This is a genomic window from Solibacillus sp. FSL R7-0682 (assembly GCF_038005985.1).
Lineage (GTDB): Bacteria > Bacillota > Bacilli > Bacillales_A > Planococcaceae > Solibacillus.
Genome location: NZ_JBBOUI010000001.1, coordinates 2,953,882 through 2,979,513, shown reverse-complemented (window position 1 = coordinate 2,979,513; position 25,632 = coordinate 2,953,882). Strand labels below are relative to the sequence as shown.

The following is a 25,632-nucleotide window of genomic DNA, read 5'->3' as shown; positions in this document are numbered from 1 at the left end:
GGAGGGACAACAATGCAAATACGCGATTTAGGGGTTTTAGCTGCAGTTATAATGGTTGTAGCGATGCTCATTATCCCTCTTCCACCTTGGTTACTGAGCTTTTTAATTATCATTAACATAACATTAGCCTTATTAGTATTGCTAACAGCAATGAATATGAAAGAAGCACTAGACTTCTCAATTTTTCCAACCGTAATATTATTACTAACACTTTTCCGTCTCGCATTATCTGTTTCGACAACTCGTGCGATTTTAGCAGAAGGGGATGCTGGTGAAGTAGTAGAAACGTTTGGTAATTTCGTTACAGGAGGAAATATTTTAGTAGGTTTAGTAATCTTCTTACTATTAGTAATCATCCAATTTATCGTAATTACAAAAGGTTCAGAGCGTGTTGCTGAAGTAGCCGCACGATTTACATTAGATGCGATGCCTGGTAAGCAAATGAGTATTGATGCGGATTTAAATGCAGGAATGATTTCTGAAAAGGAAGCCCGTGAACGTCGCGAAAAAGTATCTGGTGAAGCAGATTTTTATGGAGCGATGGATGGTGCAACTAAATTCGTAAAAGGGGATGCAATTGCCTCTATCATTATGGTAGGGATTAACCTATTGTTCGGTATGATTATCGGAATGATGCAAATGGATTTAGGATTTGGAGAAGCTGCTGCAAAATACTCGATTTTAACTGTCGGGGATGGCCTTGTTTCTCAGATTCCAGCCTTATTAATTTCAACAGCAACAGGTATTGTCGTTACACGAGCAGCTTCAAAGGGTAACTTAGGCTCGGATATTACAGATCAATTGTTTGCTCACTCGAAATTATTATATGTTGCAGGGGGTACTATTTTCTTATTAGGTTTATTCACACCGATCCCTATGATAATTACATTACCTATTGCATCTGTATTAATAATTGGTGCGTTCTTAATGGATCGTAAAAAAGATGAAACGCCTGAAGAAATTATGGAGATTGAGGAAGAAGTTGCAACGGATACGATGAAAAGTCCTGAAAATGTTATTAACTTACTAAATGTCGATCCAATAGAATTTGAGTTTGGCTATGGATTAATTCCATTAGTAGACGCTGCACAAGGCGGAGATTTATTAGACCGAGTTGTAATGATACGTCGTCAGCTTGCGCTTGAGCTAGGTATCGTTATTCCGGTTGTCCGTATTCGCGATAATATCCAGCTTCAGCCGAATGAATACCGTATCAAAGTAAAAGGTAATGAAATGGCTCGAGGGGAGCTCCTACTGGATCATTATTTAGCTATGAGTCCTGGTGATGATGATTTAATTGAAGGCATTGATACCATTGAGCCTTCATTTGGATTACCAGCTAAATGGATTACGGAGCAAGTAAAAGAAGACGCTGAAATGTATGGTTATACAGTAGTTGATCCACCAAGTGTTGTTTCCACTCACTTAACAGAGATTATTCGAGCCAATGCACATGAATTATTAGGTCGTCAAGAAACGAAGCAATTAATTGATCATTTACGTGAAACACATGCCATTTTAGTGGACGATCTTATTCCAGCTCCATTATCAATTGGTGAAGTTCAAAAAGTGTTGGCGAAATTATTACGTGAAAATGTTTCCGTTCGTAATTTACCAATAATTTTTGAAACATTAGCAGACTATGCAAAATTAACAAGTGACACAGATATTTTAACAGAATATGTAAGACAAGCGTTGGCTAGACAAATTACTTCACAATTTGTAAGTGGTCAGCCAGCATTAAAAGTAATTACTGTTTCCGGTAAGGTAGAGAAGTTAATTGCAGATAGTATTCAGCAAACAGACCACGGAAATTATTTAGCGATGGATCCACAGGAGTCTCAATTTGTATTAGAAGCTATCGCAAAAGAAGTCGAGCGAGTTTCATATATGGAACAATCTCCAATCGTTTTATGCTCACCAGGTGTACGAATGTATTTAAGACAATTAACTGAAAGATATTTCCCACAAGTTCCAATCTTGTCTTATAACGAACTTGATGCAGCAGTAGAAATTCAAAGTGTAGGGGTGGTGAATGTTGAATGAAGATGAAAAAGTACAATGCATCCTCAATTGCCGAAGCTATGAAACAAATTCGTGCTGATTTAGGGGAAGACGCCGTTATTTTAAATTCGAAGGTTGTTGTAACAAAGAAATATTTCGGGCTTATAAAAAATAAAAGCTATGAAGTCGTAGCAGGCTATGATCAACTTGAAAAGAAACCATCAATTCTTTCATCTTTATCAGACATTGCACCGGTAGCCCCAATCGTTAAAAATGAGTCTTTAAACTTTCAAAAACAACAAAGCTTTTCGCATGTGGAGTCACCATACACTCCACATGCTGATAATTCATTATTGCCAGAAAACTTGATAAAAGAGATTGCAGATTTAAAATCTATTATGCAATCCATGCAACGTATGTCGACACAAGCTCAATATCCAGATGAACTCTTACCATTTGTCGATTCTTTAAAACAGCAGGAACTTGGCGAGGAGCTTATCACAGCAATTAGTGATGAGCTTTTTATGCATTATAAAAATGATGAAACTAATTTACAATGGTCAAAAATGCAGCAAATTACTAGAAATTTCTTAAACGAACAGTTGAAATATATCCCGATTAGTGGATTGTCTTATGAAAAAAAATATATTAATGTTTTAGGGCCAACCGGAGTTGGGAAAACAACTACAATCGCAAAAATGGCTGCTCGTTCTGTATTAGAAAAGAAAAAGAAAATTGGTTTTATTACAACAGATACGTACCGTATTGCAGCAATTGAACAATTAAAAACTTATGCAGCATTGTTACAGGCACCTGTAGAAATTGTATATAATGCGAAAGATTATGAGGAAGCAATAAAAAAGCTTGCGCATTTAGATTTAATTTTTATCGATACAGCTGGACGAAATTATAAAGAGGCTAAGTATGTAGAAGATCTGCAATCACTTATTAATTTTAATGAGGAAGCTGAATCATATTTAGTATTAGCCTTAACAGCTAAGCAAAAAGACTTAGAAGCAATTATTGAACAATTTAGCAATTTAAAAATCGAAAAGTTTATCTTTACAAAGCTTGATGAAACAAATTCTATTGGCACTATGTTTAATTTAATGATTAAATATAAGAAAGGGCTCGCCTATTATACAAATGGTCAAGAAGTACCAGAAGATATTGAACAACCAAGTATAGAGAGCCTGATAGAGCTTTTCTTCAAGGAGATAAAAGATGAGAGATCAAGCTGAAAAACTTCGATTACAAATGCTTGAAAGTCAAGGGAGACTAGGAAAATCAATTGCGGTTGTAAGCGGAAAAGGTGGAGTAGGTAAAAGTAACTTTACAACGAACTTTGCTTCACTTTTAGCTAAATCAGGAAAAAAAGTAGTCATATTAGATATGGACATTGGTATGGGAAATGTTCACGTTTTGATGGGGAAAACAGCAAAATATAGTTTAAAAGATTACTTGGATGGTCATTTAGTATTAGAAGATGTTATGCTACAAGGCTCAGATGGTGTAAACTATATTTCAGGTGGTTCCGGGATGGGAACTATAATGGAATGGTCCGATGCGACTTTTGGTCGTTTAACCTATGCGCTAGAATCACTTCAAAAAGACTATGATTTTGTATTATTTGACATGGGTGCTGGTATTGCCGACTGGTCGCTTGACTTATTAACGTCAATAGATGAAATAATCGTTATTTCAACTGCAGAACCTACTGCAATTATGGATGCCTATTCGATGATGAAGTATATTCATTTAAAGGATAATGAGAAAACGTTTTATTTACTTTGTAATCGTGCCTACACATTGGAAGAAGGGCTCGATACAACAAAGCGATTAAAAATAGTAATGGAGCGTTTTTTACAAAAAGAAGTAATTATTTTAGGGTCTTTACCTGAAGATAATGTAGTGCGTAAAGCAGTAAGGCAACAAGAACTGTTTACAACGTTATATCCTGATGCACCTATTTCAAAAACAATGAAAAAAATAGTGAAAAATTTCATGAATGAGCAAATGGAAGAAATTCACTCAAATGTACAATCGAATAAATTTATATCGAAATTAAGAAGTATTTTCTCGAAAGGGCGTGAGTAAATGGCCAATTCAAAGAAAAGTAAGTTACTCGTTGTTGATGATTCTGCCTTTATGCGGAAATTAATAAGTGATTTTTTTGCTGACCATTTACAAGTTGAAGTAGTCGGTTCTGCACGCAATGGGAAAGACGCAATAAAAAAAATTCAGCAGCTACAACCAGATGTTGTCACAATGGATGTTGAAATGCCAGAAATGAACGGGCTTGATGCATTAAAAGAGATTATGCAAGTATGCCCTGTCCCGGTTATCATGCTTTCGAGTACGACCCAAAGAGGAACAGAAAACACATTTGCTGCTATGGACTATGGCGCAGTAGATTTTGTTGCCAAACCTAGCGGGACCATTTCATTGGATTTACATAAAATCCAAGACGAGTTAGTACATAAAGTAATACAAGCTGCAAAAATTCCAATTGCCAAGTTAAAAAAGCCTATCCCAAGTTTGTCAACTGTGTTACAGCCTAATCTAAAAGCAGTTAAGACGGTTAAGACGGAGCTTCCATCGACTGCCCCAATTGGAGTGAAAAAAAGAACATTTGTTGATATACCATCTAAAAAAATAGAGTGGAGCAAAACTTCAAAAAAAATTATTTTAATTGGTACTTCAACTGGTGGTCCGAGAGCATTACAAGAAGTCATAACAAAAATTCCTGCAAATGTTGATGCACCAATTTTAATTGTTCAACATATGCCGGCTGGATTTACAAAATCTCTTGCAACAAGACTAGATCAATTAAGTAATATCCATGTAAAAGAGGCTGAACAGGGCGATATATTACATAAAGGAACTGCCTATATAGCACCGGGTGGTTTTCATATGAAATTAAGAAAAGTAGGTTCTTCGTTTGGCATTGTATTAGACCAGACTGAGCCTCCACGTTCAGGCCATCGACCATCTGTTGATGTCATGTTTGAAGATGTTAGTCAATATAACGACTTTGATAAAGTTGCCGTTATTATGACGGGCATGGGCTATGATGGTTCTAAAGGATTAGTAGCATTAAAGAAAACAGGAAATGTAGTAGCGATAGCTGAGTCAGCGGAGACATGTATTGTTTATGGAATGCCTAAAGCTGCCGTGGAAACGCAGCTTGTTGATGTGGTGGCAGATGTTGACGATATTGCAGAAACTATTATGAAATATATGCCTTAAAGGGGTGCCTTCTAAATGGAAGTAAATCAATATTTAGAAATGTTCATTGAAGAAAGTAAAGAACATTTACAAGCATGTAGCGAACATTTATTGGAATTAGAGAAAAATCCTGAAGATTTAACAATTGTTGGTGAAATTTTCCGTTCTGCTCATACACTTAAAGGTATGTCTGCAACGATGGGATTTGAAGATTTAGCAGACTTAACGCATAAGATGGAAAACGTGTTAGATGCAATTCGTAATGAAAAAATAAAAGTAACGGCAGAAATCTTAGATGTTGTATTTGAATCTGTAGATCATCTTGAAGAAATGGTTTATAACATTGCTGATGGCGGTGACGGTAAGCGTGATGTTCAATCAACGGTTGAGCGATTAAAGCGCATTGAAGCAGGCGAACCAACAATAGCGGCTACGATTGCTTTTGAACCTGAAACAAATGAAAAAGGACAAGAGTCAGCAACTACTTCTGATGAATTAAAGCTAACATATGATGATTTTGAAAAGACGGTCATGCTTCAGTCATCAGAGCAAGAGTATAACGCATATGAAATTTCTATTTCATTGCGAGAAGATTGCTTATTAAAAGCAGCTCGTGTCTTCATGGTATTTGAAATTTTAGAGAAAAACGGGGATGTCATTAAATCTTACCCGACAGTAGAAAAATTAGAAGAAGAGCAATTTGATAATGATTTTTATGTTGCTTACATTTCTAAAGAGTCTCCTGAAGATTTACAAAAGATGCTTATGAAAGTATCTGAAGTTGATAGAGTACTAGTAAGTGAAATTAGCCAAGATGTGTTCACACCATCTACTGCTGTACAAGTTAATGCTGATAGTGTAGAAACTGCGGTAGCTGTTAATGAAACAACACCAGCTATTACTCAAGCACAGGCATCTCAAAAAGCTACGCCAAATGGAAATAGTAATTCAAAATCAAACGGGCATACATCAAGTAAAACAATTCGTGTAAATATTGATCGACTAGATATTTTAATGAATTTATTTGAAGAGCTAGCAATTGACCGTGGACGATTACTTACAATTGCCGGAGATGTTAACCACGGGGAATTAAATGAGACGGTTGAGCGTATGAGTCGTACAATGGGTGATTTACAAAACATTGTATTAACTATGCGAATGGTACCGGTTGAAACAGTATTCAACCGCTTCCCAAAAATGGTGCGTCAAATATCGCGTGATTTAAATAAAAAAATTACCCTCGATATTATTGGTGCGGAAACAGAGCTTGATCGAACTGTTATCGATGAAATTGGAGATCCATTAGTTCATTTAATTCGTAATTCAGTTGACCATGGTATTGAAAGTCCTGAAGTGCGTCGAGCAAAAGGTAAGCCAGAAGAAGGGACAGTACAACTTCGTGCATACCATAGCGGTAACTATGTATTCATTGACATTGAAGATGATGGAGCAGGGATTAACCGTGATCGTGTTCTTGCTAAAGCAATTTCAAAAGGAATCGTAACGCAAGAACAATCTTTAACGATGACAGATAAGCAAATTAATGAACTTATTTTAGCATCAGGCTTCTCAACAGCAGAAGTCATTTCAGATATTTCTGGACGCGGGGTTGGTTTAGATGTAGTGAAAACAACAATTGAATCACTTGGTGGTAGTATTTCAATTGATTCAACACAGGATGTAGGATCAGTCTTTTCTATTCAATTACCATTAACTTTATCGATTATTTCTGTCATGCTAGTTGAAATTGAAAAAGAAATTTATGCAATTCCATTATCGTCTATTATTGAAACGTCAATTATCCGTAATTCTGATATTTTAAATGCCCATAATCAAAAAGTAATTGATTTCCGTGGCAAAGTAGTTCCGCTAGTATTCCTTGAGGAAATTTTTGAAGTACCTCGTGAAGAGTCAAATGATGATGGATTCCATTCAGTCGTTATCGTTCGTAAAGGCGATAAATTAGCTGGTTTAGTAGTAGATTCTTTTATCGGACAGCAAGAAATTGTTTTAAAATCTTTAGGCAATTACTTAACAAATATTTTTGCGATTTCAGGTGCAACGATTTTAGGAAATGGGAAAGTGGCGTTAATTGTTGATTGTAACGCACTAATGAAGTAAAAGAAGAGGTGTAACTAATGACGAATGCTATCGAGCAAAAAAATTTGAAAGTTATTGTATTTCAATTAGCTGATAAAGAGTATGCAATTCCGGTTTCACACGTAAAGGGCATTGAAAAATTAATGCACATTACTCGTGTACCAAAAACAGCACGTTATGTTAAAGGTGTGATCAATCTACGTGGTGTAGTAACACCAGTTATTGATTTACGCGAACGTTTTGATTTACCAGTTTCGGGTAATGAAGAAACAACACGTATAATCATTATTACGCTTGAAACGATGGAAGTTGGTTTTATCGTCGATTCAGCAAATGATGTGTTAGACATTGATGCAGCGTCTATTGAACAACAGCCTGAAGTCGTTGGTTCTTTTGAGGAAGAATTTATTGCGGGCGTGACTAAGCTTGAAAACCGATTATTAATTTTACTTCATTTAGATAAAGTGCTAAATCTTCTTGATTAATAACTAATTTTCTAGGTAAGTGTTTCTTGCCTAGAATCTATTAAAGTAGGGATTGTAAATGAATTTTAGTGATAAAATCACTTCACTACATTTAGATGTCTTAAAAGAAATCGGGAACATAGGAGCAGCACATGCAGCGACAGCTTTGTCAGATTTACTGCAAAAGAAAATAGATATGCGCGTTCCTAATGTTGAAATGGCGTCTTTTAATGAAATGATGGAACTTGCAGGAGGTTCTGAAAATGTAGTCGTAGGGATATTTTTACGTATTGAAGGTGATGCGGAAGGTAGTATGTTTTTCGTGTTGCCTATTGAACAAGCGAATCGATTTATTAGAAGATTAATTCGTGATGAATCATTTGATTTCAATTCGCCTCCTGTATCCGAGCTTGGCCTATCTGCTATGCAGGAAATGGGGAATATTTTATCGGGATCATATTTATCTGCACTATCAGATTTTACGGGACTTAAAATTTATCCAACTGTTCCAGGCTTAAGTATCGATATGTTTGGTGCGATTATAAGCATTGGCTTAATTGAATTATCACAAGTGAGTGATACAGTTATTGTAATAAATACATCCATTTATGAAGAAGTTATTTCGGATGATGAAGAAGTAAAGGGGCATTTTTTCTTACTTCCGGATCCAGACTCGTTTGAAGCTATTTTTAAAGCATTGGGTGTGCCTACTTCATGATTTTAACGAAGGTTAATGAAGTTATTAAAGTCGGAATTGCACAAATGGATGTTGTGAAGGTACCTAATACAATTCGTACATCAGGCTTAGGTTCGTGCGTAGGTGTTGTTATTTATGATGATTCAAAAAAAGTGGCTGGTTTAGTACATGTAATGCTACCAGATTCTAGTCTAGGTCGAACAGAATCAATTAATGTAGCAAAATTTGCTGATACGGGTGTTAGTGCACTTGTCGATTTATTGAAGCGTGAAGGTGCCCTAAGTAGTAAACTGAAGGCGAAAATTGCCGGTGGGGCTCAAATGTTTCAATTCACATCTGACAAAGACTCGATGCGAATTGGTCCACGTAATGTAGAAGCTGTTAAAGCACAATTGAAGAAAATGAATATTCCAATTGTCGCAGAAGATACAGGTGGGAACAGTGGACGTACAATTGAATTTAATCCTGAGACAAATAAGTTAAATATACGTACAGTAAATCAAGGAGTGAGTGAAATATGATGTTTGGTTCGCTATTTTATAATTTTTGGGCTGCTCTATTTTCATTTACTGGTTACTTTATTTGGGCTATTCAAGACCCATTTGCAATGCCATTGCCTACAATTGGTGCAGCTTTCGTTGCCGGGGTTATCGGCTATTTTGTAATGTATATCATCCGTTATTTCATGGGCTATGTATTTTATACACCAGAAAACATTAGCTTCAATGAAACGGCAGAACAAAATGAAAATATAGAAACAAATATTGAAAATGACAAGCAAGTACCACAAAATGGACGTTCTACATTTGAAGAAAATAATACGGAAGAAATTGCGGATGTTGTTCGAACTATGTTGCATGGACAAGATGAAGCGGTTTCTAAATAAGAAAGAGGGCGAATGTAGGAGGGACTTTTTCCTGCATAGCATCCTTCTTAAAAAACTAATAGAGCGGTTTGAGAAGTATGTTACTTTTCGAATAGCTCTATTTTGTTTATAGCCATTATTATAAGATGAATAGTATTTTTATAGTACTTATTCTATACAATGCTAGTTATAAAATGATCAAATAATACAAAAATGCTAAACGATACGTTGTTTTCTAAAATATATGTAAATGTTGTGACTCGTCCTTCAGTCACATGTATATTTGTAGTCTTTTTGATATAATGAAGTATATTATGCTTAAATTTCCAGGAGAGGTGGATACGAGTGACTGAACAAGGAAAACTAGATGAACAATCACTATGGATTCGCTGGACAACAGACCGTGATCCTGATGCAGGCGATTTATTAATAAAAAAATATAAGCCACTCGTTTCATATCATGTTCAACGTATTGCAGTTGGTTTACCCAAAAATGTTGCTAGAGATGATTTAGTAAGTCTTGGAATGATGGGATTGTTTGATGCGCTTAATAAATTCGATATAAATCGAGATTTAAAATTTGATACATATGCGTCGTTTCGAGTTCGAGGGGCGATAATTGATGGTTTAAGAAAAGAAGATTGGCTTCCTCGCTCTGCTCGAGAAAAAGCGAAAAAATTAGAAGCTCAAATTGAAGGCTTAGAACAAAAATTAATGCGTCATGCAACGCCAGAAGAAATTGCAGTACATATGGATTTACCAGTAGATGAAATATATCAAACATTTCATGAGCATTTCTTTTCAAATGTCCTTTCAATTAATGAACAATTGGACCAAGAAGAAACAGAAGGAAAGGCATTTGTTATTCGGGATGATCAAACGAAAACGCCGGAGCAACAAATTGTCCATTCAGAATTATTAGGAGACTTGGCAGAAAATATACAAAAGTTAAATGAAAAAGAACAGCTTGTCATTAGCTTATTCTACACAGAGGAAATGACATTGACGGAGATTGGTGAAATGCTTGAATTATCTACTTCACGTATTTCCCAAATCCATTCAAAGGCTTTATTTAAATTGCGCAAGCTTTTATCTAGTGAAATGATTAGTTCGTAAGGAGTGATAATTGTGAGTTTAAAAGGGGTTGAATTACAAATTGCTATCCCAAAAACTTTCGATGCAGGAAAAATTGCCGATCAGCATCAACAAAATACAATTAATCAGCAATTACATGCGAATGAAGCATTAAAACGTGAAATTGAACGAAAGCAATTTTCCGTTAATGAATCAGAAGAGATGGATGCCATTAATGAAGAGGAAGACAACAATCAACCGGGCGATGGCCAATCGAAAAATAGACAAAATAAGAAAAATAAGCAAGAGCTAGAACAAAAAGCAAAGCACCCATTTAAAGGGAATCTTTTTGATTTTAGCGGCTAGGAGAAGGCATGACAACGGGATTAATAATAGTACTTTTCCTCATTCAACTCATTACGATTTTTATTATTGTTCTATTAAATAGCAAATTATCCAAGTTTAAAGATTTGGAAAACCGTCAAAATCAATTAGTTGAAGAAATGGATAATGCAATTAGTGTTTATTTAATTGAAATGAAAGAGGAAAATGATCGTTTAATTAAGGAGTTACAAAATACACAAGCTTCAAAAAAAATGGAATCAGTAACTGAAGAAAAGGCTCAATCAAGTACGATACCAATTAAGACGAATTCAACGGAAATTGAAGATTCTCTTAAACTAGAAGAGACAGCAGAATTAGAAGCGCGACCATATGTGCCTATTAAAACTGCTACAAATGCGTATAGTAAACAAAAAGCACATATTATAGAAGAAGATGAAGTTCTGGAAGTTCAAGAAGTATTATTTCGAAAAGAGAAAGAACGAAAGATTTTAACATTTGAACAACAAGTATTAGAACATTATCGTAATGGAAAATCTACTGAAGAAATTGCGAAAATGATGCAACGTGGTAAAACAGAGATCGACTTGCTCATTAAGTTTCATGCGTAAAGTAGTTGCACTTGCCACATAGGTATGCTATATTAACAAATGGTGTTAAACATTACACACGTATTTCGATGTAGTAAGTGGTGCTCTAAAGTTTAGGGTAGCTTGTTGCAGATGAAAAATACGGAGGAAAAAAACCAAACATATTAGGAGGAAACACTCATGTCAGTAATTTCAATGAAACAATTACTTGAAGCTGGTGTACATTTCGGTCACCAAACTCGCCGTTGGAACCCAAAAATGAAGAAATATATCTTCGTTGAACGTAACGGTATTTACATTATCGATTTACAAAAAACAGTTAAAAAATTAGAAGAAGCTTACGATTTCATGCGTCAAGTTGGTCAAGACGGTGGTAAAGTTTTATTCGTTGGTACGAAAAAACAAGCACAAGAAGCGATCAAAGAAGAAGCAGAACGTTCAGGTAACTACTACATTAACCAACGTTGGTTAGGTGGTACTTTAACTAACTTCGGTACAATCCAAAAACGTGTTGCTCGTATGAAGCAAATCGAAAAAATGGAAGAAGACGGTACATTCTCTGTACTTCCGAAGAAAGAAGTTATCCAACTTAAAAAAGAACACGAGCGCTTAGTTAAATTCTTAGGCGGTATCCGTGATATGAAAGCTATTCCGGACGTAATGTTCGTAGTAGACCCTCGTAAAGAGCGTATCGCAGTTGCAGAAGCAATCAAATTAAACATCCCTCTAGTTGGTATCGTTGACACTAACTGTGATCCAGATGAAATTGATTACGTAATTCCTGCAAACGACGATGCTATTCGCGCTGTTAAATTATTAACTGCTAAAATGGCTGACGCTTTATTAGAAGCTAAACAAGGTGAAGAAGAAGCTCCAGTAGAAGAAGCATCTGCTGAGTAATTCACTTTTAGAAAAGGTGATAAGTGGATGAAACCCTTATCACCTTTTTTTGAGAAAACTTTAGTGATTATCGTGAATGATTGAAATGTCACACTTTTTCACTTAAAGTATGAAGAGTAAATTAAATTTTTTATATATTTTGAGGAGGACACTCAACATGGCAAACATTTCTGCACAATTAGTAAAAGAATTACGTGAAAAAACAGGCGCAGGTATGATGGACTGCAAAAAAGCATTAGTTGAAACAAACGGTGACTTAGATGCAGCAATCGATTTCTTACGTGAAAAAGGTTTAGCTGCTGCTGGTAAAAAAGCTGACCGTATCGCTGCTGAAGGTACTACTTACATTTTAGAAAGCGGTAACGAAGCAATCCTTTTAGAAGTAAACGCTGAAACTGACTTCGTAGCGAAAAACGAAAAATTCCAAGTTCTAGTTTCTTCATTAGCTGAGCAATTACTAGCTGGTAAACCAGAATCAGTAGAAGCAGCATTAGAATTAGAAAAAGATGGCGTGAAAATTGTTGATCAAATTTCTACAGCTACAGCTACAATCGGCGAAAAAATCTCTTTACGTCGTTTTGAAATTAAAACAAAATCAGATGCAGATGCATTCGGTTCATACTTACACATGGGTGGCCGTATCGGTGTATTAGTAGTTCTTGAAGGTTCTACTGACGCTGCAGCTGCTAAAGATGTAGCGATGCACATTGCTGCTATCAACCCAACTTACGTTTCTCGTGACGAAGTTTCTGCTGATGAAGTAGAACGCGAGCGTAAAGTATTAACAGAGCAAGCATTAAACGAAGGTAAACCAGAAAACATCGTTGCGAAAATGGTTGAAGGTCGTCTTGGTAAATACTTCGAGGACGTTTGCTTATTAGACCAAACTTTCGTTAAAAACCCAGATCAAAAAGTACGTGATTTTGTAGCTTCTACTGGTGGACAAGTTTCTGGCTTCTCTCGTTACGCTGTTGGTGAAGGTATCGAAAAACGTGAAGACAACTTCGCTGAAGAAGTAATGAGCCAAGTTAAAGGTAACTAATTAAAAACGACTTAAATGATTATCATTTAGGTGAAACAGTAGGGAGCACCATTTGCGTGTTCCCTATTTTTAGGAGATAATAAAGAAGACTAAAATCTCCGCAATTTGAACATGCTCTTACACAATCTAATGTAAGAAACAAAAATCAAAATGCTCTTTACAAAAGTGCATTATTTCTTTCGGTAAACTTTAAAGAACCGAAGAGAAGTGTGATTATATTCTAGTGAAATGGTATACATACAAGGAATGATGTATAGTATTTCCTTTTAAATAAATGAGTAACGGAGGTTTACTATGAGTGTGTCAAAATACAAGCGCGTAGTAATTAAACTAAGCGGAGAAGCATTAGCCGGAGATTTAGGCTTTGGTTTCTCACCAGAAGTGATTAAGTCGATTGCAGGCGAAATTAAAGAAGTAATTGATTTAGGCGTAGAAGTCGCTTTAGTAGTAGGTGGCGGTAACATTTGGCGTGGGAAAATTGGCGCTGAAATGGGAATGGAACGTGCCAATGCGGATTATATGGGTATGTTAGGAACAGTTATGAATGCTTTAGCATTACAAGATTCACTAGAAAACTTAGGTGTTCCAACACGTGTTCAATCATCAATTGTTATGACGCAAGTAGCAGAGCCTTATATTCGTCGTAAAGCAGTACGTCACTTAGAAAAAGCGCGAGTTGTAATTTTTGCAGCTGGTACAGGTAACCCTTACTTCTCAACAGATACAACTGCAGCATTACGTGCAGCAGAAATTAATGCAGACGCAATTTTAATGGCGAAAAACAATGTTGATGGTGTCTATTCTGCTGACCCTAAACTAGATGCGACAGCTGTGAAGTATGACACACTTACGTATTTAGACGTTATTCAACAAGGATTACAAGTAATGGATTCAACAGCTTCAACATTATGTATGGACAATGACATTAAGCTAGTTGTCTTCAATTTATCAGAGGCTGGTAACATTAAACGTGCCGTTATGGGCGAAAAAATTGGAACAGTTGTTAGGAGAGATGCATAATGACGAAACAAGTATTAGATCAAGCACAAGAAAAAATGACGAAATCGATTGGTGCCTTCTCACGTGAATTAGCATCAATTCGTGCAGGTGTAGCAAATGCTTCACTTTTAGACCGAATTACAGTTGATTACTATGGTGCACCAACACCGATTAACCAAATGGCGGGTGTGTCAGTACCAGAAGCTCGTCTATTAGTTATTACACCGTATGATAAGTCGATTTTAGGCGAAATCGAAAAAGCAATAATGAGATCAGATATCGGTATTACACCAACGAATGATGGGAATGTCATCCGTTTAGCGATTCCAGCTTTAACAGAAGAGCGTCGTAAAGACTTAGTGAAACAAGTGAAAAAAGAAGCAGAAGATGCAAAAGTTGCAATTCGTAATGTGCGTCGTGATGCAAACGATGACCTTAAAAAGTTAGAAAAAAATGGTGAAATTACAGAAGACGATTTACGTAGCTTCGGTGAAGATATCCAAAAATTAACAGATAGTTCAATTGCTAAAGTAGATGACTTAGTAAAAGAAAAAGAAAAAGAAATTTTAACAGTTTAATTTCTTATATAATGAATGATTTTACGCTATACAACCAACTATAGCGTAAAATCTTTTTCTACTTGTAAGTGAACTTTAAATGGATAAAGACGTCCTACTTGTAAGGACGTTTTTTTTATTAGTAGAAATAATAAATTTTTACCAAATGAAATACATAAAATATAAATGAGTAGACTAATGATGTATAGAGAAGTTCATGAATAAATCAAGGACATCTAAATCCTTTTTTGATATGATGAATTAATAAATAGTCCGATTTGTGCAGTTGGGGGAATAAGCTATGTTTAAAAAACTTTTAAGAAAAAATACGAATAAGCAAGAGCAATCTATTAACGAAAGTGAAAACTTAGTTAATGGTGAAGATATCCCTACCCATATTGCCATTATTATGGACGGAAATGGACGTTGGGCAAAGCGACGTTCTATGCCACGTGTAGCTGGACATCATGAAGGTATGAAGACCGTTCGAAAAATTACACGATGTGCTTGTGATTTAGGGGTGAAGGTTTTAACGCTCTATGCATTTTCAACAGAAAATTGGAAGCGTCCTAAATCAGAAGTAGAGTTTTTAATGCGTTTACCTGAACAATTTTTAAATTCTTTTTTACCGGAGTTAATGGAGCGAAATATTAAAATTGAAATGATTGGTGTAATGGGGTCATTACCTGAATATACGCAAATAGCATTAAAAAAAGCAATGGATATGACAAAAAACAACACAGGGTTAATTTTAAATTTTGCAATGAATTACGGTGGTCGTGCAGAAATTGCTATGGCAATGCAGCAATTGATGAAGGAAGTTGAAGCAGGAAAGCTTTCAATTGAAGAAATTGATGAACAACAAATTACGAATCGATTAATGACGGCTCATTTACCAGAACCAGATTTGTTAATTCGAACAAGTGGTGAAGTACGTATTAGTAATTTCATGTTATGGCAGCTCGCTTATACGGAATTTATATTTACAGATACACATTGGCCGGATTTTGATGAAGCATGTTTAAAAGAGGCTATCGCTGTGTATCAAAACCGTAACCGTCGTTATGGAGGGCTGAAAGGAGAAGGAACAAATTGAAACAACGCATTATTACAGGAGTAATAGCTGCGGCATTATTTATTCCGTTTGTCATTTATGGAGGCGCCCCATTCGCATTAATGATTAGTGCGCTTGCGGTTATTGGATTTTATGAAATTCTCAAAATGAAGGGCATTTCAATAACCTCGTTTCCAGGTGTGTTAGGAACGCTGGCTTTATTAATATTGGTCGTACCAGATGAATGGTCGAACAAATTGCTCGAGCTATTTCAATATGAATCGAAACTAATGATTGTTTACGGAATTGCGGCATTATTATTAATTTATATTGTACTTGTAAAAAACAAAATGACATTTGACGAAGTCGGGTTTATTTTATTAGGTGCTCTTTATGTTGGACTTGGCTTCCATTATTTCATCGAAACAAGATTTATCGGCTTGGAGTTTGTTGTTTTTGTACTATTGGTTGTATGGACAACGGATTCAGGTGCTTATTTTGTTGGTCGTAAACTCGGAAAAAATAAATTATGGCCAGAGATTTCACCGAAAAAAACGGTGGAAGGCTTTGTTGGTGGGATTGTAATTGCAGTATTCTTTGCGATTGTGATGCAGCTTATTTATCCGTTTGCTTCAAGCTATCTGCAATTAATTTTTGTGACGATTTTTGCTTCGATTGTTGGCCAAATGGGTGACTTAGTAGAATCTGCAATTAAACGCCACTATGGTGTAAAAGACTCAGGTAATATTTTACCGGGACATGGTGGGATTTTAGATCGCTTTGATAGTTTATTATTTGTAGTCCCGTTACTGCATTTTTTACATTTCTTTGGTGGATAAGAATAGCATGATTTCAATGAAACCTACATGGATTTTAAGAGGGGAAGTATCGTTGTGAAGAAAATTAGTTTATTAGGTGCAACAGGGTCAATTGGATGGCAAACTTTTGATATTTTATGCGCACATCCAGAACAATTTAAGCTTGTTGCTTTTTCGGCTGGACAAAACATCGAAAAATCTCGTGAAATGATTGAGAAATTACAGCCAGAGCTTGTATCAATGCAAACAGAGGAAGCAGCGCTAGCTCTGCAAAAGGACTATCCGCATATTTCCTTTACATATGGAGCGAAGGGTTTAGTCGATGTTGCTACCCATCCTGATTCTACGGTATTAGTCAATGCAGTATTAGGCAGTGTTGGACTAGAATCGACACTAGCAGCGATCCGCATGGGAAAAACGATTGCGATTGCAAATAAAGAAACGCTCGTAACTGCAGGTCATCTCGTAATGGCGGAGGCGAAAAAGTACAACGTTAACATTTTACCAGTTGATAGTGAACATTCCGCATTGTTCCAATCGATGAATGGTGAAAACAAAAAGCGTATTGAGCGTCTAATTTTAACCGCGTCGGGTGGTTCATTCCGCGATAAAACTCGTGATGAATTACAGGGAGTTACGGTGAAAGATGCACTGAATCATCCAAACTGGTCAATGGGTGCTAAAATTACAATCGATTCTGCAACGATGATGAATAAAGGGTTGGAAGTAATTGAAGCACATGTATTATTCGACATGCCTTACGACAATATCGACGTATTACTACATCGTGAGAGTATCATTCATTCAATGGTTGAGTATGAGGATACAAGCGTTATTGCACAGCTAGGTACGCCAGATATGCGTGTGCCAATTCAATATGCGTTAAGTTATCCAGATCGTTTGCCATTACAAAATGGACAGCGTTTAAATTTAGCACAAATTGGACAACTTCATTTTAAAGAAGTTGATTTTGACCGTTTTCGTGCATTAAAGCTTGCATATGATGCAGGACGAATGGGTGGTACAATTTTAACTGCAATGAATGCAGCGAATGAAGCCGCAGTAGCATTATTTTTACAAGAAAAAATTACTTTCTTACAAATTGAAGAATGTATCGAACGTATAATGAATAAGCATAACAATATATTATTGCCAGATTTGCAAACAATCTTACATGTAGATAGTGAAACAAGAAAAACTGTTGCAAGCATGGTAAAATAGTGAAGTATGAGAGAAAGTGAGTAATCTTAACGCTTAGTTTACTCAGTGAAGGTGGGAGATTATGCAAACAGTTATTGCCTTTATCGCAATCTTTGGTTTACTAGTATTTTTCCATGAGCTAGGTCACTTTATTTTTGCAAAACGCGCAGGGATTATGGTGCGAGAATTTGCAATTGGTATGGGGCCAAAGATCTTTGGTATGACGAAAGGTGAAACCATTTATACGTTACGTCTTTTACCGATCGGTGGTTACGTTCGTATGGCTGGTGAGGATACTGATTCAGTAGAATTACAACCAGGATATCGAGTAGCGTTAGTCACAAATGAAGATAATATTGTTGAAAAAATCGTTTTAAATCAAAAAAATCAATACCAAAATGTGATATTTTTAGAAGTAGAAAGCGCGGATTTAGAAAAAGGCCTTTGGATAGAAGGATACGATGAGGAAGACAAGCTTGTGCGATTTGATGTATCGCGTACAGCTACAATTGTTGAAAATGGAACAGAAACAGTTTTAGCACCATATGATCGTCAATTCAATTCAAAATCAGTTGGCGCACGAGCAATGGCAATTTTCGCAGGACCATTGTTTAACTTTATTTTAGCATTCTTTATTTTTGTTATTATGGGCTTAGTCCAAGGAATTCCTTTGGATGATCCGATTATTTCAAAGGTGGAAGACAATTCTCCTGCAAATGTTGCAGGTCTTCAAGCTGGCGATAAAGTTGTGAAAGTTGATAATCAAGTAATTACAAATTGGGAGCAACTTTCAGAAAAAATTCAATTAAGTCCTGGTAAGCCCATCGTATTTGAAGTTGAACGTGGGAATGAGATTGCAACTGTTGAAGTAACACCAAATAAAGTAAAACAGAATGACGGAGTAACTTATGGTCAAATTGGTGTTATGCGTTCGATGGAAACCAATCCACTAAAAGCAATTGTGTATGGTGCAGAGCAAACATATAACGGAATGGTTTTAATTGCTACATTAGTTGGAAAGTTAGTTACCGGCCAATTTTCAATTGATGCACTTTCTGGACCAGTAGGAATTTACAAAGCGACAGAGACTGTAGTTACGTATGGTTTCATTAATGTTTTATACTGGGCAGCAATGCTAAGCATTAACTTAGGAATTATGAATTTACTTCCGTTACCAGCATTAGATGGTGGACGATTATTATTCTTTGCATTTGAAGCAGTGAGAGGAAAACCGATAGATCGTCACAAGGAAGGGATGGTCCATTTTGTTGGGATTGTTCTTCTGATGATTTTAATGGTTGTTGTTACATGGAACGACATTCAAAGGTTCTTCTTTTAACTAAACTAAAAATACTTTTAATTGACAGCTTTGAGCGTTTTGTATGATTTATACTAGCGTTCAAAGCTAAATTTGATTAGTATAGAAGAAGTAGACTTAACTATACGATTTTAAAAATAAAGGTGGCCCTACTTATGAAACAAAGTTTAACTTTTATCCCAACATTAAGGGAAAATCCGGCTGATGCTGACGTAAAATCACATCGCGTTCTATTACGTGCAGGATTTATCCGTCAAAATGCTTCAGGCATATATTCATATTTACCATTAGCAAAACGCGTATTAGCGAAAATCGAGCAAATCGTGCGTGAAGAAATGGAAGCAATTAATTCTATCGAGTTATTAATGCCAGCAATGCAAGCAGCAGAGCTATGGCAAGAATCGGGTCGTTGGGAAGCTTACGGCCCAGAATTAATGCGTTTAAAGGATCGTCATGATCGTGATTTCGCTTTAGGTGCTACCCATGAAGAAGTGATTACAACTCTAGTACGTGATGAAATCAAATCGTACAAAAAGTTACCATTAACTTTATATCAAATTCAAGCAAAATTCCGTGACGAAAAACGCCCGCGTTTCGGACTTTTACGTGGTCGTGAATTTATTATGAAAGATGCGTATTCTTTCCATGCTTCTCGTGAATCATTGGATGCGACATACGAAGATATGTACCGCGCGTACTCAAATATTTTCTCACGTCTTGGATTAAACTTCCGTGCAGTAATTGCTGACGCTGGTTCAATCGGTGGTAAAGGTACGCATGAATTCATGGTATTGTCTGAAATCGGTGAAGACACAATTGCTTATTCTGATTCGTCTGATTACGCAGCAAACATTGAAATGGCTGAAGTAGTTGTAGAATACACTACACCAGATACACCATTGAAAGACATAGAAAAAGTAGCAACACCAGATCAAAAGACAATTGAAGAAGTATCAGCATTTTTAAACGTTGAAAGTTCGAATGTTATTAAAACATTAGTGTTCAACATAGATGAAGAACTTGTAGTTGTTTTAGCACGTGGTGACCATGAAATTAATGACATTAAGTTAAAAAATGCATTAGGCGCAACATCTGTTGAATTAGCAGATGATGTTGCAATTAAAGAACTATTAGGTTGTACACCAGGTTCAATAGGTCCAGTGAAACTACCAGTAAACGTAAAAGTAATTGCTGATAATGCGATCAAATCAATTCGCAATGGTGTAGCAGGCGCAAACGAAGATGGCTTCCACTTATTAAATGTGAACCCTGAGCGTGATTTTGCGATTAGCTCTTATGAGGATATTCGCTTCATCCAAGTAGGAGACCCATCTCCAGATGGACAAGGTGTTATCAAATTTGCTGAAGGTATTGAAGTTGGTCATATTTTCAAATTAGGTACAACTTATTCAGCAAAAATGAATGCAACCTTCTTAGATGAACAAGGGAAAGCGCAGCCATTTATTATGGGTTGCTATGGTATCGGGGTTTCTCGATTACTTGCAGCAGTTGCAGAACAATTCCAAGATGAAAATGGCTTTGTATGGCCAGCTCAACTAGCTCCATATGATTTACACTTAGTACCTGTAAATACGAAAGATGAAGCACAAGTTCAATTAGCAGATGAGCTTTATGGTGTTTTAAAATCATACCGCTATGACGTGCTCTATGATGACCGTGCAGAGCGTGCAGGAGTTAAATTTGCAGATGCAGATTTAATTGGATTACCAGTACGTATTACGGTAGGTAAAAAAGCATCTGAAGGGTTGGTGGAAGTGAAATTCCGCGCAACTGGCGAATCAGCTGAATGGGCGAAAGAAGAAGTAGTAGACCGTTTAAACGAATACTTCCGCCAAAACTAATGATTACGAAATAAAAAGGGAGGGTACCTACTAAGTTTTGGACTTATAGGTACCCTCTCATAGTTATCGTCGAACTTCTTCGACATGAAAGGGTGACAAACTTGTCAAATCAGGAAGGAAGACAGAAGTTTTTATTATTATTACAGCAACTTGAATTAACGGATAATGTCTATATGTCCTTCTTTGAAAATGGCGTATTAGAACGAGTAACAGTGCATAAAAAGAAGCGTGTTTGGCATTTTAAAATTACGATAGAAAATATATTACCGTATCAAGTGTATCAACTATTACGGGCACGTATGGCAGAGAAATTTGCCCATATTGCTAATGTTTCATTAACTGTACAATCAAATAATCCGGTCGTTACAGAGCAGCACTTAATCGACTACTGGCAAGTGGTGATAGAACAAATTGCAGATGTATCCCCGCTATTACGTCAAAATTTAATGAAGCAAACGCCAAAATGGACAGGGCATAAGTTAATTGTTACATCGATGCTTGAAGTAGAATATTTATCATTAAAGGCAAAATATACAGATAAAATTGCAGATTCTTATTCAACGTTTGGTTTCCCAAATATTCCGTTAGAGTTTCAATTAGTGGAACAATCTGATGAATTTATTGCACAGCAAGAAGCGTTTTATCAACAACGACAAGAAGAAGAAGAACGTCTATCTAAACAAGCGATGGCAGATTTTGCGATACGTGAGAAGGAAAAAGCTGATAATCCAAGTGCCGTGCAAAATGAAGGGCCGTTTCAAATTGGTTCGTTTATTAAAAATGCAGAGTCAGTGGAAATTCGTTCTATTTTAGAAGAAGAGCGTTCCATTATTATTGAAGGCTTTATTTTTGCAGCGGATATAAAGGAATTACGGAGTGGGCGTTCCTTACTTGAAATTAAAATTTCGGATTATACCGACTCTTTACTTGTGAAAATGTTCTCGAATGGTGACGAGGACGTCGCCAAAATGAATCAAATAAGTAAAGGCATGTGGGTGCGAATTCGTGGTTCAATTCAAATGGATACATTTGCACGTGATTTAGTCATGATGGCAAAAGATATTAATGAGATTAAAAAAGAACCACGAAAAGATACAGCACCTGAAGGAGAAAAACGTGTCGAGCTACATCTTCATACTCCAATGAGTCAAATGGATGCGATGACTCCTGTAGATAAGTTAGTAGCACAAGCAGCTAAATGGGGACATCCTGCAATTGCAATTACTGATCATGCTGTTGTTCAAGCTTTTCCTGAGGCTTATTCAGCAGGGAAGAAAAACGGCATTAAAGTAATTTACGGTGTTGAGGCAAATTTAGTAGATGATGGCAAGCCAATCGTTTATGATCCGAGAGAGGTCGCGTTAGAAGATGCTACTTATGTCGTATTTGACGTTGAGACAACGGGCTTTTCTAATGTCTATGACACAATTATTGAGCTAGCGGCAGTAAAAATAAAAAACGGGCAAGTTATTGATACATTTGAGCGTTTTTCAAATCCACACCGCAAGCTAACTGCGAAAATTATTGAGTTAACGCATATTACCGATGATATGTTAGTGAATGCACCTGAGCTTAATCAAGTAATTAGTGAGTTCCATGATTTCATTGGCGATGCAATCGTTGTAGCACACAATGCTGCATTTGACTTAGGCTTCCTATATGTGGCTTATCAAAATGCCGGTATCGATGTACGTCATCCAGGTATCGATACAGTGGAGCTTTCCCGCCTAGTAAACCCTGGGCAAAAATCACATAGCTTAAAAACTTTAACGAAAAAATATAATATTGAATTAACCCAACATCACCGTGCGATTTATGATACAGAAGCAACGGGAGAGCTATTTTTACATTTGTTAAAGCAAGCAAATGATTTAGGTATTCAAAATTTAATCGAGTTTAATGACCATGTAGGTGGCGAAGAAGGTTATAAGCAGGCACGACCAAGTCACTGTACAATATTAGCTGTCGATGATGCAGGTTTAAAAAATTTGTTTAAGCTTATTTCAATTTCCCATACGCAAACATTTTATCGTGTACCACGTATTCGCCGTTCAGATTTACAAAAGTTACGTCAAGGTTTAATTGTCGGTTCGGGATGTTCGAATGGGGAACTATTTGAAACAATGATGAATAAAACACCCGAGGAAGCAGAGCGAATTGCGAAGTTTTATGATTATTTAGAAGTAATGCCTAAGCCAGTCTATTCACAGCTTGTTGATGGTGGTACGGTGCATGATGAATGGGCTTTAGAGGATATTATTCGTCGTATTGTAAAGCTAGGGAAAAAATTAAATTTACCAGTTGTTGCAACAGGTAATGTACATTATTTACATGAAACGGATGCGAAATTCCGCCAAATTTTAATTGGTTCAATGGGTGGTGCAAATCCATTAAATCGACATAAATTACCGCAGGTGCATTTCCGTACGACAGATGAGATGCTGAAAGAATTTGACTTTTTAGGTCCTGATTTAGCAAAGGAAATCGTCGTTACTAATACACAACTTGTAGCAGATCGAATCGGGGATGTTAAACCGATTAAAGATGATTTATATACACCGAAAATCGAAGGCTCCGATGATGAGGTAACAAGTTTAACGTATGAAATGGCGCATCGTATTTATGGTGAAAACTTGCCAGAAATCGTTCAAGCCCGTATTGATAAAGAGTTAAAATCAATTTTAGGACATGGTTTCGGGGTAATTTATTTAATCTCAGCGAAGCTCGTAAAAAAATCATTATCTGACGGCTATTTAGTAGGTTCACGTGGTTCGGTAGGATCGTCACTAGTTGCGACATTTATGGAGATTACCGAAGTGAATCCATTGCCACCGCATTATGTGTGCCCAAGCTGTAAGCATTCAGAGTTTATAGCGGACGGTTCTGTTGCATCAGGTTACGATTTACCAAATAAGGAATGCCCGCAATGTGGGGAGCAATATAAAAAGGATGGTCAGGATATCCCGTTCGAAACTTTCCTTGGGTTCAAGGGAGATAAAGTACCTGATATTGACTTAAACTTCTCTGGTGAATACCAGCCACAGGCACATAACTATACAAAAGTACTGTTCGGTGAAGACTATGTCTTTCGTGCAGGAACAATCGGTACAGTAGCAGAAAAAACAGCCTATGGGTATGTAAAGGGCTATGGTAGTGATAACGGCATCACGTATCGTAACGCAGAAGTTGATCGTCTTGTACAAGGCTGTACAGGTGTGAAACGTACAACTGGTCAGCACCCAGGGGGAATAATTGTAGTACCAGATTATATGGACATTTACGATTTCTCGCCCGTACAATTCCCGGCAGATGCGCAGGATTCAGAATGGAAAACGACACACTTTGACTTCCATTCGATTCATGATAATATTTTGAAACTCGATATTCTTGGGCACGATGACCCGACCGTAATTCGTATGTTACAAGATTTATCTGGGATTGACCCTAAAACAATTCCAACTGATGATCCTATTGTGATGAAAATTTTTAGTTCCACTGAATCTCTAGGTGTTACGGAAAAGCAAATTGGAGCAAAAACAGGGACACTCGGAATACCAGAGTTTGGTACGAAATTCGTTCGCCAAATGCTAGAAGAAACAAAACCTACGACATTTAGTGAACTCGTACAAATTTCCGGGCTTTCTCATGGTACGGACGTATGGTTAGGAAACGCAGCAGACCTCATTAAAGATGGTACTTGTGTGTTAAAAGAAGTAATTGGCTGTCGTGATGATATTATGGTGTATTTAATTTATCAAGATTTAGAACCATCCTTTGCGTTTAAAATTATGGAGTCCGTACGTAAAGGGAAAGGCTTATCTGATGAGATGGAAGCAGAAATGCGCGATAAAAAAGTACCAGAATGGTATATCGATTCATGTAAAAAGATTAAGTACATGTTCCCGAAAGCCCATGCAGCTGCTTACGTATTAATGGCGGTACGTATTGCGTGGTTTAAAGTACATCACCCAATTCTTTATTACGCAGCATATTTTACTGTACGTGCATCAGACTTTGATTTAATCTCGATGACACAAGGCTCCGTGATGATTCGTAAAAAAATCGACGAAATTAATATGAAGGGCCTAGATGCAGCACCGAAAGAGAAGAGTTTATTGACGGTAATGGAAATTGCACTTGAAATGTGTGAGCGTGGTATGAACTTTAAGAAAATTGATTTATATAAATCACAGGCAAGTGAGTTTATTATTGAGGGGAATTCATTAATTCCACCGTTTGATGCCATTCCTGGGCTCGGAACGAACGTAGCGAAGCAAATTGTAGAAGCACGTAAAAATGGGGAATTCTTGTCGAAAGAGGACTTACAACAGCGTGGAAGAGTTTCTAAAACATTAATAGAATATATGGATGAGTTAGGGTGCCTTGAAGGAATGCCTGACGCTAATCAGCTGTCACTTTTTTAAGATGGTAGCATACCCTATTTAGTGTATTAAGGGAAAATTTGCATTCAATGAACCTTTATGCTATGCTAATTGTAATAATTTGTTGATAGTTCGC

Annotated in this window: 22 protein-coding genes; all 22 read left to right on the top strand. The window is 36.6% G+C overall.

Annotated elements, in window-relative coordinates; translation table 11 throughout:
* The first annotated feature begins 12 nt into the window (after window positions 1-12).
* The 22 genes from flhA to MKZ17_RS15000 all read left to right on the top strand — a co-directional run bounded on the left by flhA (window position 13) and on the right by MKZ17_RS15000 (window position 25,538).
* The gene (gene flhA, locus MKZ17_RS15105; RefSeq protein ID WP_340724557.1) at window positions 13-2,046 is read left to right on the top strand and encodes a flagellar biosynthesis protein FlhA; all 2,034 of its coding nucleotides are present in this window, start codon (window positions 13-15) and stop codon (window positions 2,044-2,046) included.
* Window positions 2,043-3,245 carry a flagellar biosynthesis protein FlhF gene (gene flhF, locus MKZ17_RS15100; RefSeq protein WP_340724556.1) on the top strand — a complete coding sequence of 401 codons (1,203 nt, stop codon included), beginning with the start codon at window positions 2,043-2,045 and terminating at the stop codon, window positions 3,243-3,245. The genes flhA and flhF overlap by 4 nt, the downstream gene beginning before the upstream one ends.
* Window positions 3,229-4,101, top strand: a complete 873-nt coding sequence (locus tag MKZ17_RS15095) for a MinD/ParA family protein (protein WP_340724555.1) — start codon at window positions 3,229-3,231, stop codon at window positions 4,099-4,101. The genes flhF and MKZ17_RS15095 overlap by 17 nt, the downstream gene beginning before the upstream one ends.
* On the top strand, window positions 4,102-5,253 hold the full coding sequence (locus tag MKZ17_RS15090; RefSeq protein ID WP_340724554.1) for a protein-glutamate methylesterase/protein-glutamine glutaminase: 1,152 nt from the start codon (window positions 4,102-4,104) through the stop codon (window positions 5,251-5,253). It abuts the gene before it with no gap.
* Between the two features lie 15 nt (window positions 5,254-5,268).
* Entirely contained in the window at window positions 5,269-7,353 is a 2,085-nt protein-coding gene (locus tag MKZ17_RS15085; protein WP_340724553.1) for a chemotaxis protein CheA, read from the top strand.
* Window positions 7,354-7,370: 17 nt separating this feature from the next.
* Window positions 7,371-7,817, top strand: coding sequence for a chemotaxis protein CheW (locus tag MKZ17_RS15080; protein WP_340724552.1), 447 nt, complete (start codon window positions 7,371-7,373; stop codon window positions 7,815-7,817).
* Between the two features lie 58 nt (window positions 7,818-7,875).
* On the top strand, window positions 7,876-8,514 hold the full coding sequence (locus tag MKZ17_RS15075) for a chemotaxis protein CheC (protein ID WP_340724551.1): 639 nt from the start codon (window positions 7,876-7,878) through the stop codon (window positions 8,512-8,514).
* Window positions 8,511-9,014: a chemotaxis protein CheD gene (locus MKZ17_RS15070; RefSeq protein ID WP_340724550.1), complete on the top strand. Its 504-nt coding sequence runs from the start codon at window positions 8,511-8,513 to the stop codon at window positions 9,012-9,014. The genes MKZ17_RS15075 and MKZ17_RS15070 overlap by 4 nt, the downstream gene beginning before the upstream one ends.
* Entirely contained in the window at window positions 9,011-9,379 is a 369-nt protein-coding gene (locus MKZ17_RS15065) for a multidrug transporter (RefSeq protein ID WP_340724549.1), read from the top strand. Before MKZ17_RS15070 ends, MKZ17_RS15065 begins: the two co-directional genes overlap by 4 nt.
* 324 nt (window positions 9,380-9,703) lie before the next feature.
* On the top strand, window positions 9,704-10,474 hold the full coding sequence (locus MKZ17_RS15060) for a FliA/WhiG family RNA polymerase sigma factor (RefSeq protein ID WP_340724548.1): 771 nt from the start codon (window positions 9,704-9,706) through the stop codon (window positions 10,472-10,474).
* Window positions 10,475-10,486: 12 nt separating this feature from the next.
* Entirely contained in the window at window positions 10,487-10,798 is a 312-nt protein-coding gene (locus tag MKZ17_RS15055; RefSeq protein WP_340724547.1) for an RNA polymerase subunit sigma, read from the top strand.
* Between the two features lie 8 nt (window positions 10,799-10,806).
* Window positions 10,807-11,385 carry a hypothetical protein gene (locus MKZ17_RS15050; protein WP_340724546.1) on the top strand — a complete coding sequence of 193 codons (579 nt, stop codon included), beginning with the start codon at window positions 10,807-10,809 and terminating at the stop codon, window positions 11,383-11,385.
* Window positions 11,386-11,544: 159 nt separating this feature from the next.
* Window positions 11,545-12,264: a 30S ribosomal protein S2 gene (rpsB, locus tag MKZ17_RS15045; RefSeq protein WP_340724545.1), complete on the top strand. Its 720-nt coding sequence runs from the start codon at window positions 11,545-11,547 to the stop codon at window positions 12,262-12,264.
* Between the two features lie 157 nt (window positions 12,265-12,421).
* Entirely contained in the window at window positions 12,422-13,306 is an 885-nt protein-coding gene (gene tsf / locus MKZ17_RS15040; protein WP_340724544.1) for a translation elongation factor Ts, read from the top strand.
* 294 nt (window positions 13,307-13,600) lie between these two features.
* A complete protein-coding gene (pyrH, locus tag MKZ17_RS15035; protein WP_340724543.1) occupies window positions 13,601-14,326 on the top strand; it encodes a UMP kinase in 726 nt (241 codons plus the stop codon).
* Window positions 14,326-14,883: a ribosome recycling factor gene (gene frr / locus MKZ17_RS15030; protein WP_340724542.1), complete on the top strand. Its 558-nt coding sequence runs from the start codon at window positions 14,326-14,328 to the stop codon at window positions 14,881-14,883. Before pyrH ends, frr begins: the two co-directional genes overlap by 1 nt.
* Window positions 14,884-15,163: 280 nt before the next feature.
* Complete coding sequence (locus MKZ17_RS15025) at window positions 15,164-15,958, top strand: isoprenyl transferase (RefSeq protein ID WP_340724541.1); 795 nt, start codon at window positions 15,164-15,166, stop codon at window positions 15,956-15,958.
* Window positions 15,955-16,755, top strand: a complete 801-nt coding sequence (locus MKZ17_RS15020; protein ID WP_340724540.1) for a phosphatidate cytidylyltransferase — start codon at window positions 15,955-15,957, stop codon at window positions 16,753-16,755. The genes MKZ17_RS15025 and MKZ17_RS15020 overlap by 4 nt, the downstream gene beginning before the upstream one ends.
* Window positions 16,756-16,809: 54 nt before the next feature.
* Window positions 16,810-17,955, top strand: a complete 1,146-nt coding sequence (dxr, locus tag MKZ17_RS15015; RefSeq protein WP_340724539.1) for a 1-deoxy-D-xylulose-5-phosphate reductoisomerase — start codon at window positions 16,810-16,812, stop codon at window positions 17,953-17,955.
* Between the two features lie 61 nt (window positions 17,956-18,016).
* Window positions 18,017-19,273, top strand: coding sequence for an RIP metalloprotease RseP (gene rseP, locus MKZ17_RS15010; RefSeq protein WP_340724538.1), 1,257 nt, complete (start codon window positions 18,017-18,019; stop codon window positions 19,271-19,273).
* A 134-nt stretch (window positions 19,274-19,407) separates the two neighbouring features.
* Complete coding sequence (locus MKZ17_RS15005) at window positions 19,408-21,114, top strand: proline--tRNA ligase (RefSeq protein WP_340724537.1); 1,707 nt, start codon at window positions 19,408-19,410, stop codon at window positions 21,112-21,114.
* 101 nt (window positions 21,115-21,215) lie between these two features.
* A complete protein-coding gene (locus MKZ17_RS15000; protein WP_340724536.1) occupies window positions 21,216-25,538 on the top strand; it encodes a PolC-type DNA polymerase III in 4,323 nt (1,440 codons plus the stop codon).
* Window positions 25,539-25,632: the final 94 nt, after the last annotated feature.

Bases quoted from the DNA above. Each gene is read 5' to 3' on its own strand.
- flhA (WP_340724557.1), top strand. From the start codon at position 13: ATGCAAATACGCGATTTAGGGGTTTTAGCTGCAGTTATAATGGTTGTA.
- flhF (WP_340724556.1), top strand. From the start codon at position 2,043: ATGAAGATGAAAAAGTACAATGCATCCTCAATTGCCGAAGCTATGAAA.
- MKZ17_RS15095 (WP_340724555.1), top strand. From the start codon at position 3,229: ATGAGAGATCAAGCTGAAAAACTTCGATTACAAATGCTTGAAAGTCAA.
- MKZ17_RS15090 (WP_340724554.1), top strand. From the start codon at position 4,102: ATGGCCAATTCAAAGAAAAGTAAGTTACTCGTTGTTGATGATTCTGCC.
- MKZ17_RS15085 (WP_340724553.1), top strand. From the start codon at position 5,269: ATGGAAGTAAATCAATATTTAGAAATGTTCATTGAAGAAAGTAAAGAA.
- MKZ17_RS15080 (WP_340724552.1), top strand. From the start codon at position 7,371: ATGACGAATGCTATCGAGCAAAAAAATTTGAAAGTTATTGTATTTCAA.
- MKZ17_RS15075 (WP_340724551.1), top strand. From the start codon at position 7,876: ATGAATTTTAGTGATAAAATCACTTCACTACATTTAGATGTCTTAAAA.
- MKZ17_RS15070 (WP_340724550.1), top strand. From the start codon at position 8,511: ATGATTTTAACGAAGGTTAATGAAGTTATTAAAGTCGGAATTGCACAA.
- MKZ17_RS15065 (WP_340724549.1), top strand. From the start codon at position 9,011: ATGATGTTTGGTTCGCTATTTTATAATTTTTGGGCTGCTCTATTTTCA.
- MKZ17_RS15050 (WP_340724546.1), top strand. From the start codon at position 10,807: ATGACAACGGGATTAATAATAGTACTTTTCCTCATTCAACTCATTACG.
- rpsB (WP_340724545.1), top strand. From the start codon at position 11,545: ATGTCAGTAATTTCAATGAAACAATTACTTGAAGCTGGTGTACATTTC.
- tsf (WP_340724544.1), top strand. From the start codon at position 12,422: ATGGCAAACATTTCTGCACAATTAGTAAAAGAATTACGTGAAAAAACA.
- pyrH (WP_340724543.1), top strand. From the start codon at position 13,601: ATGAGTGTGTCAAAATACAAGCGCGTAGTAATTAAACTAAGCGGAGAA.
- frr (WP_340724542.1), top strand. From the start codon at position 14,326: ATGACGAAACAAGTATTAGATCAAGCACAAGAAAAAATGACGAAATCG.
- MKZ17_RS15025 (WP_340724541.1), top strand. From the start codon at position 15,164: ATGTTTAAAAAACTTTTAAGAAAAAATACGAATAAGCAAGAGCAATCT.
- rseP (WP_340724538.1), top strand. From the start codon at position 18,017: ATGCAAACAGTTATTGCCTTTATCGCAATCTTTGGTTTACTAGTATTT.
- MKZ17_RS15005 (WP_340724537.1), top strand. From the start codon at position 19,408: ATGAAACAAAGTTTAACTTTTATCCCAACATTAAGGGAAAATCCGGCT.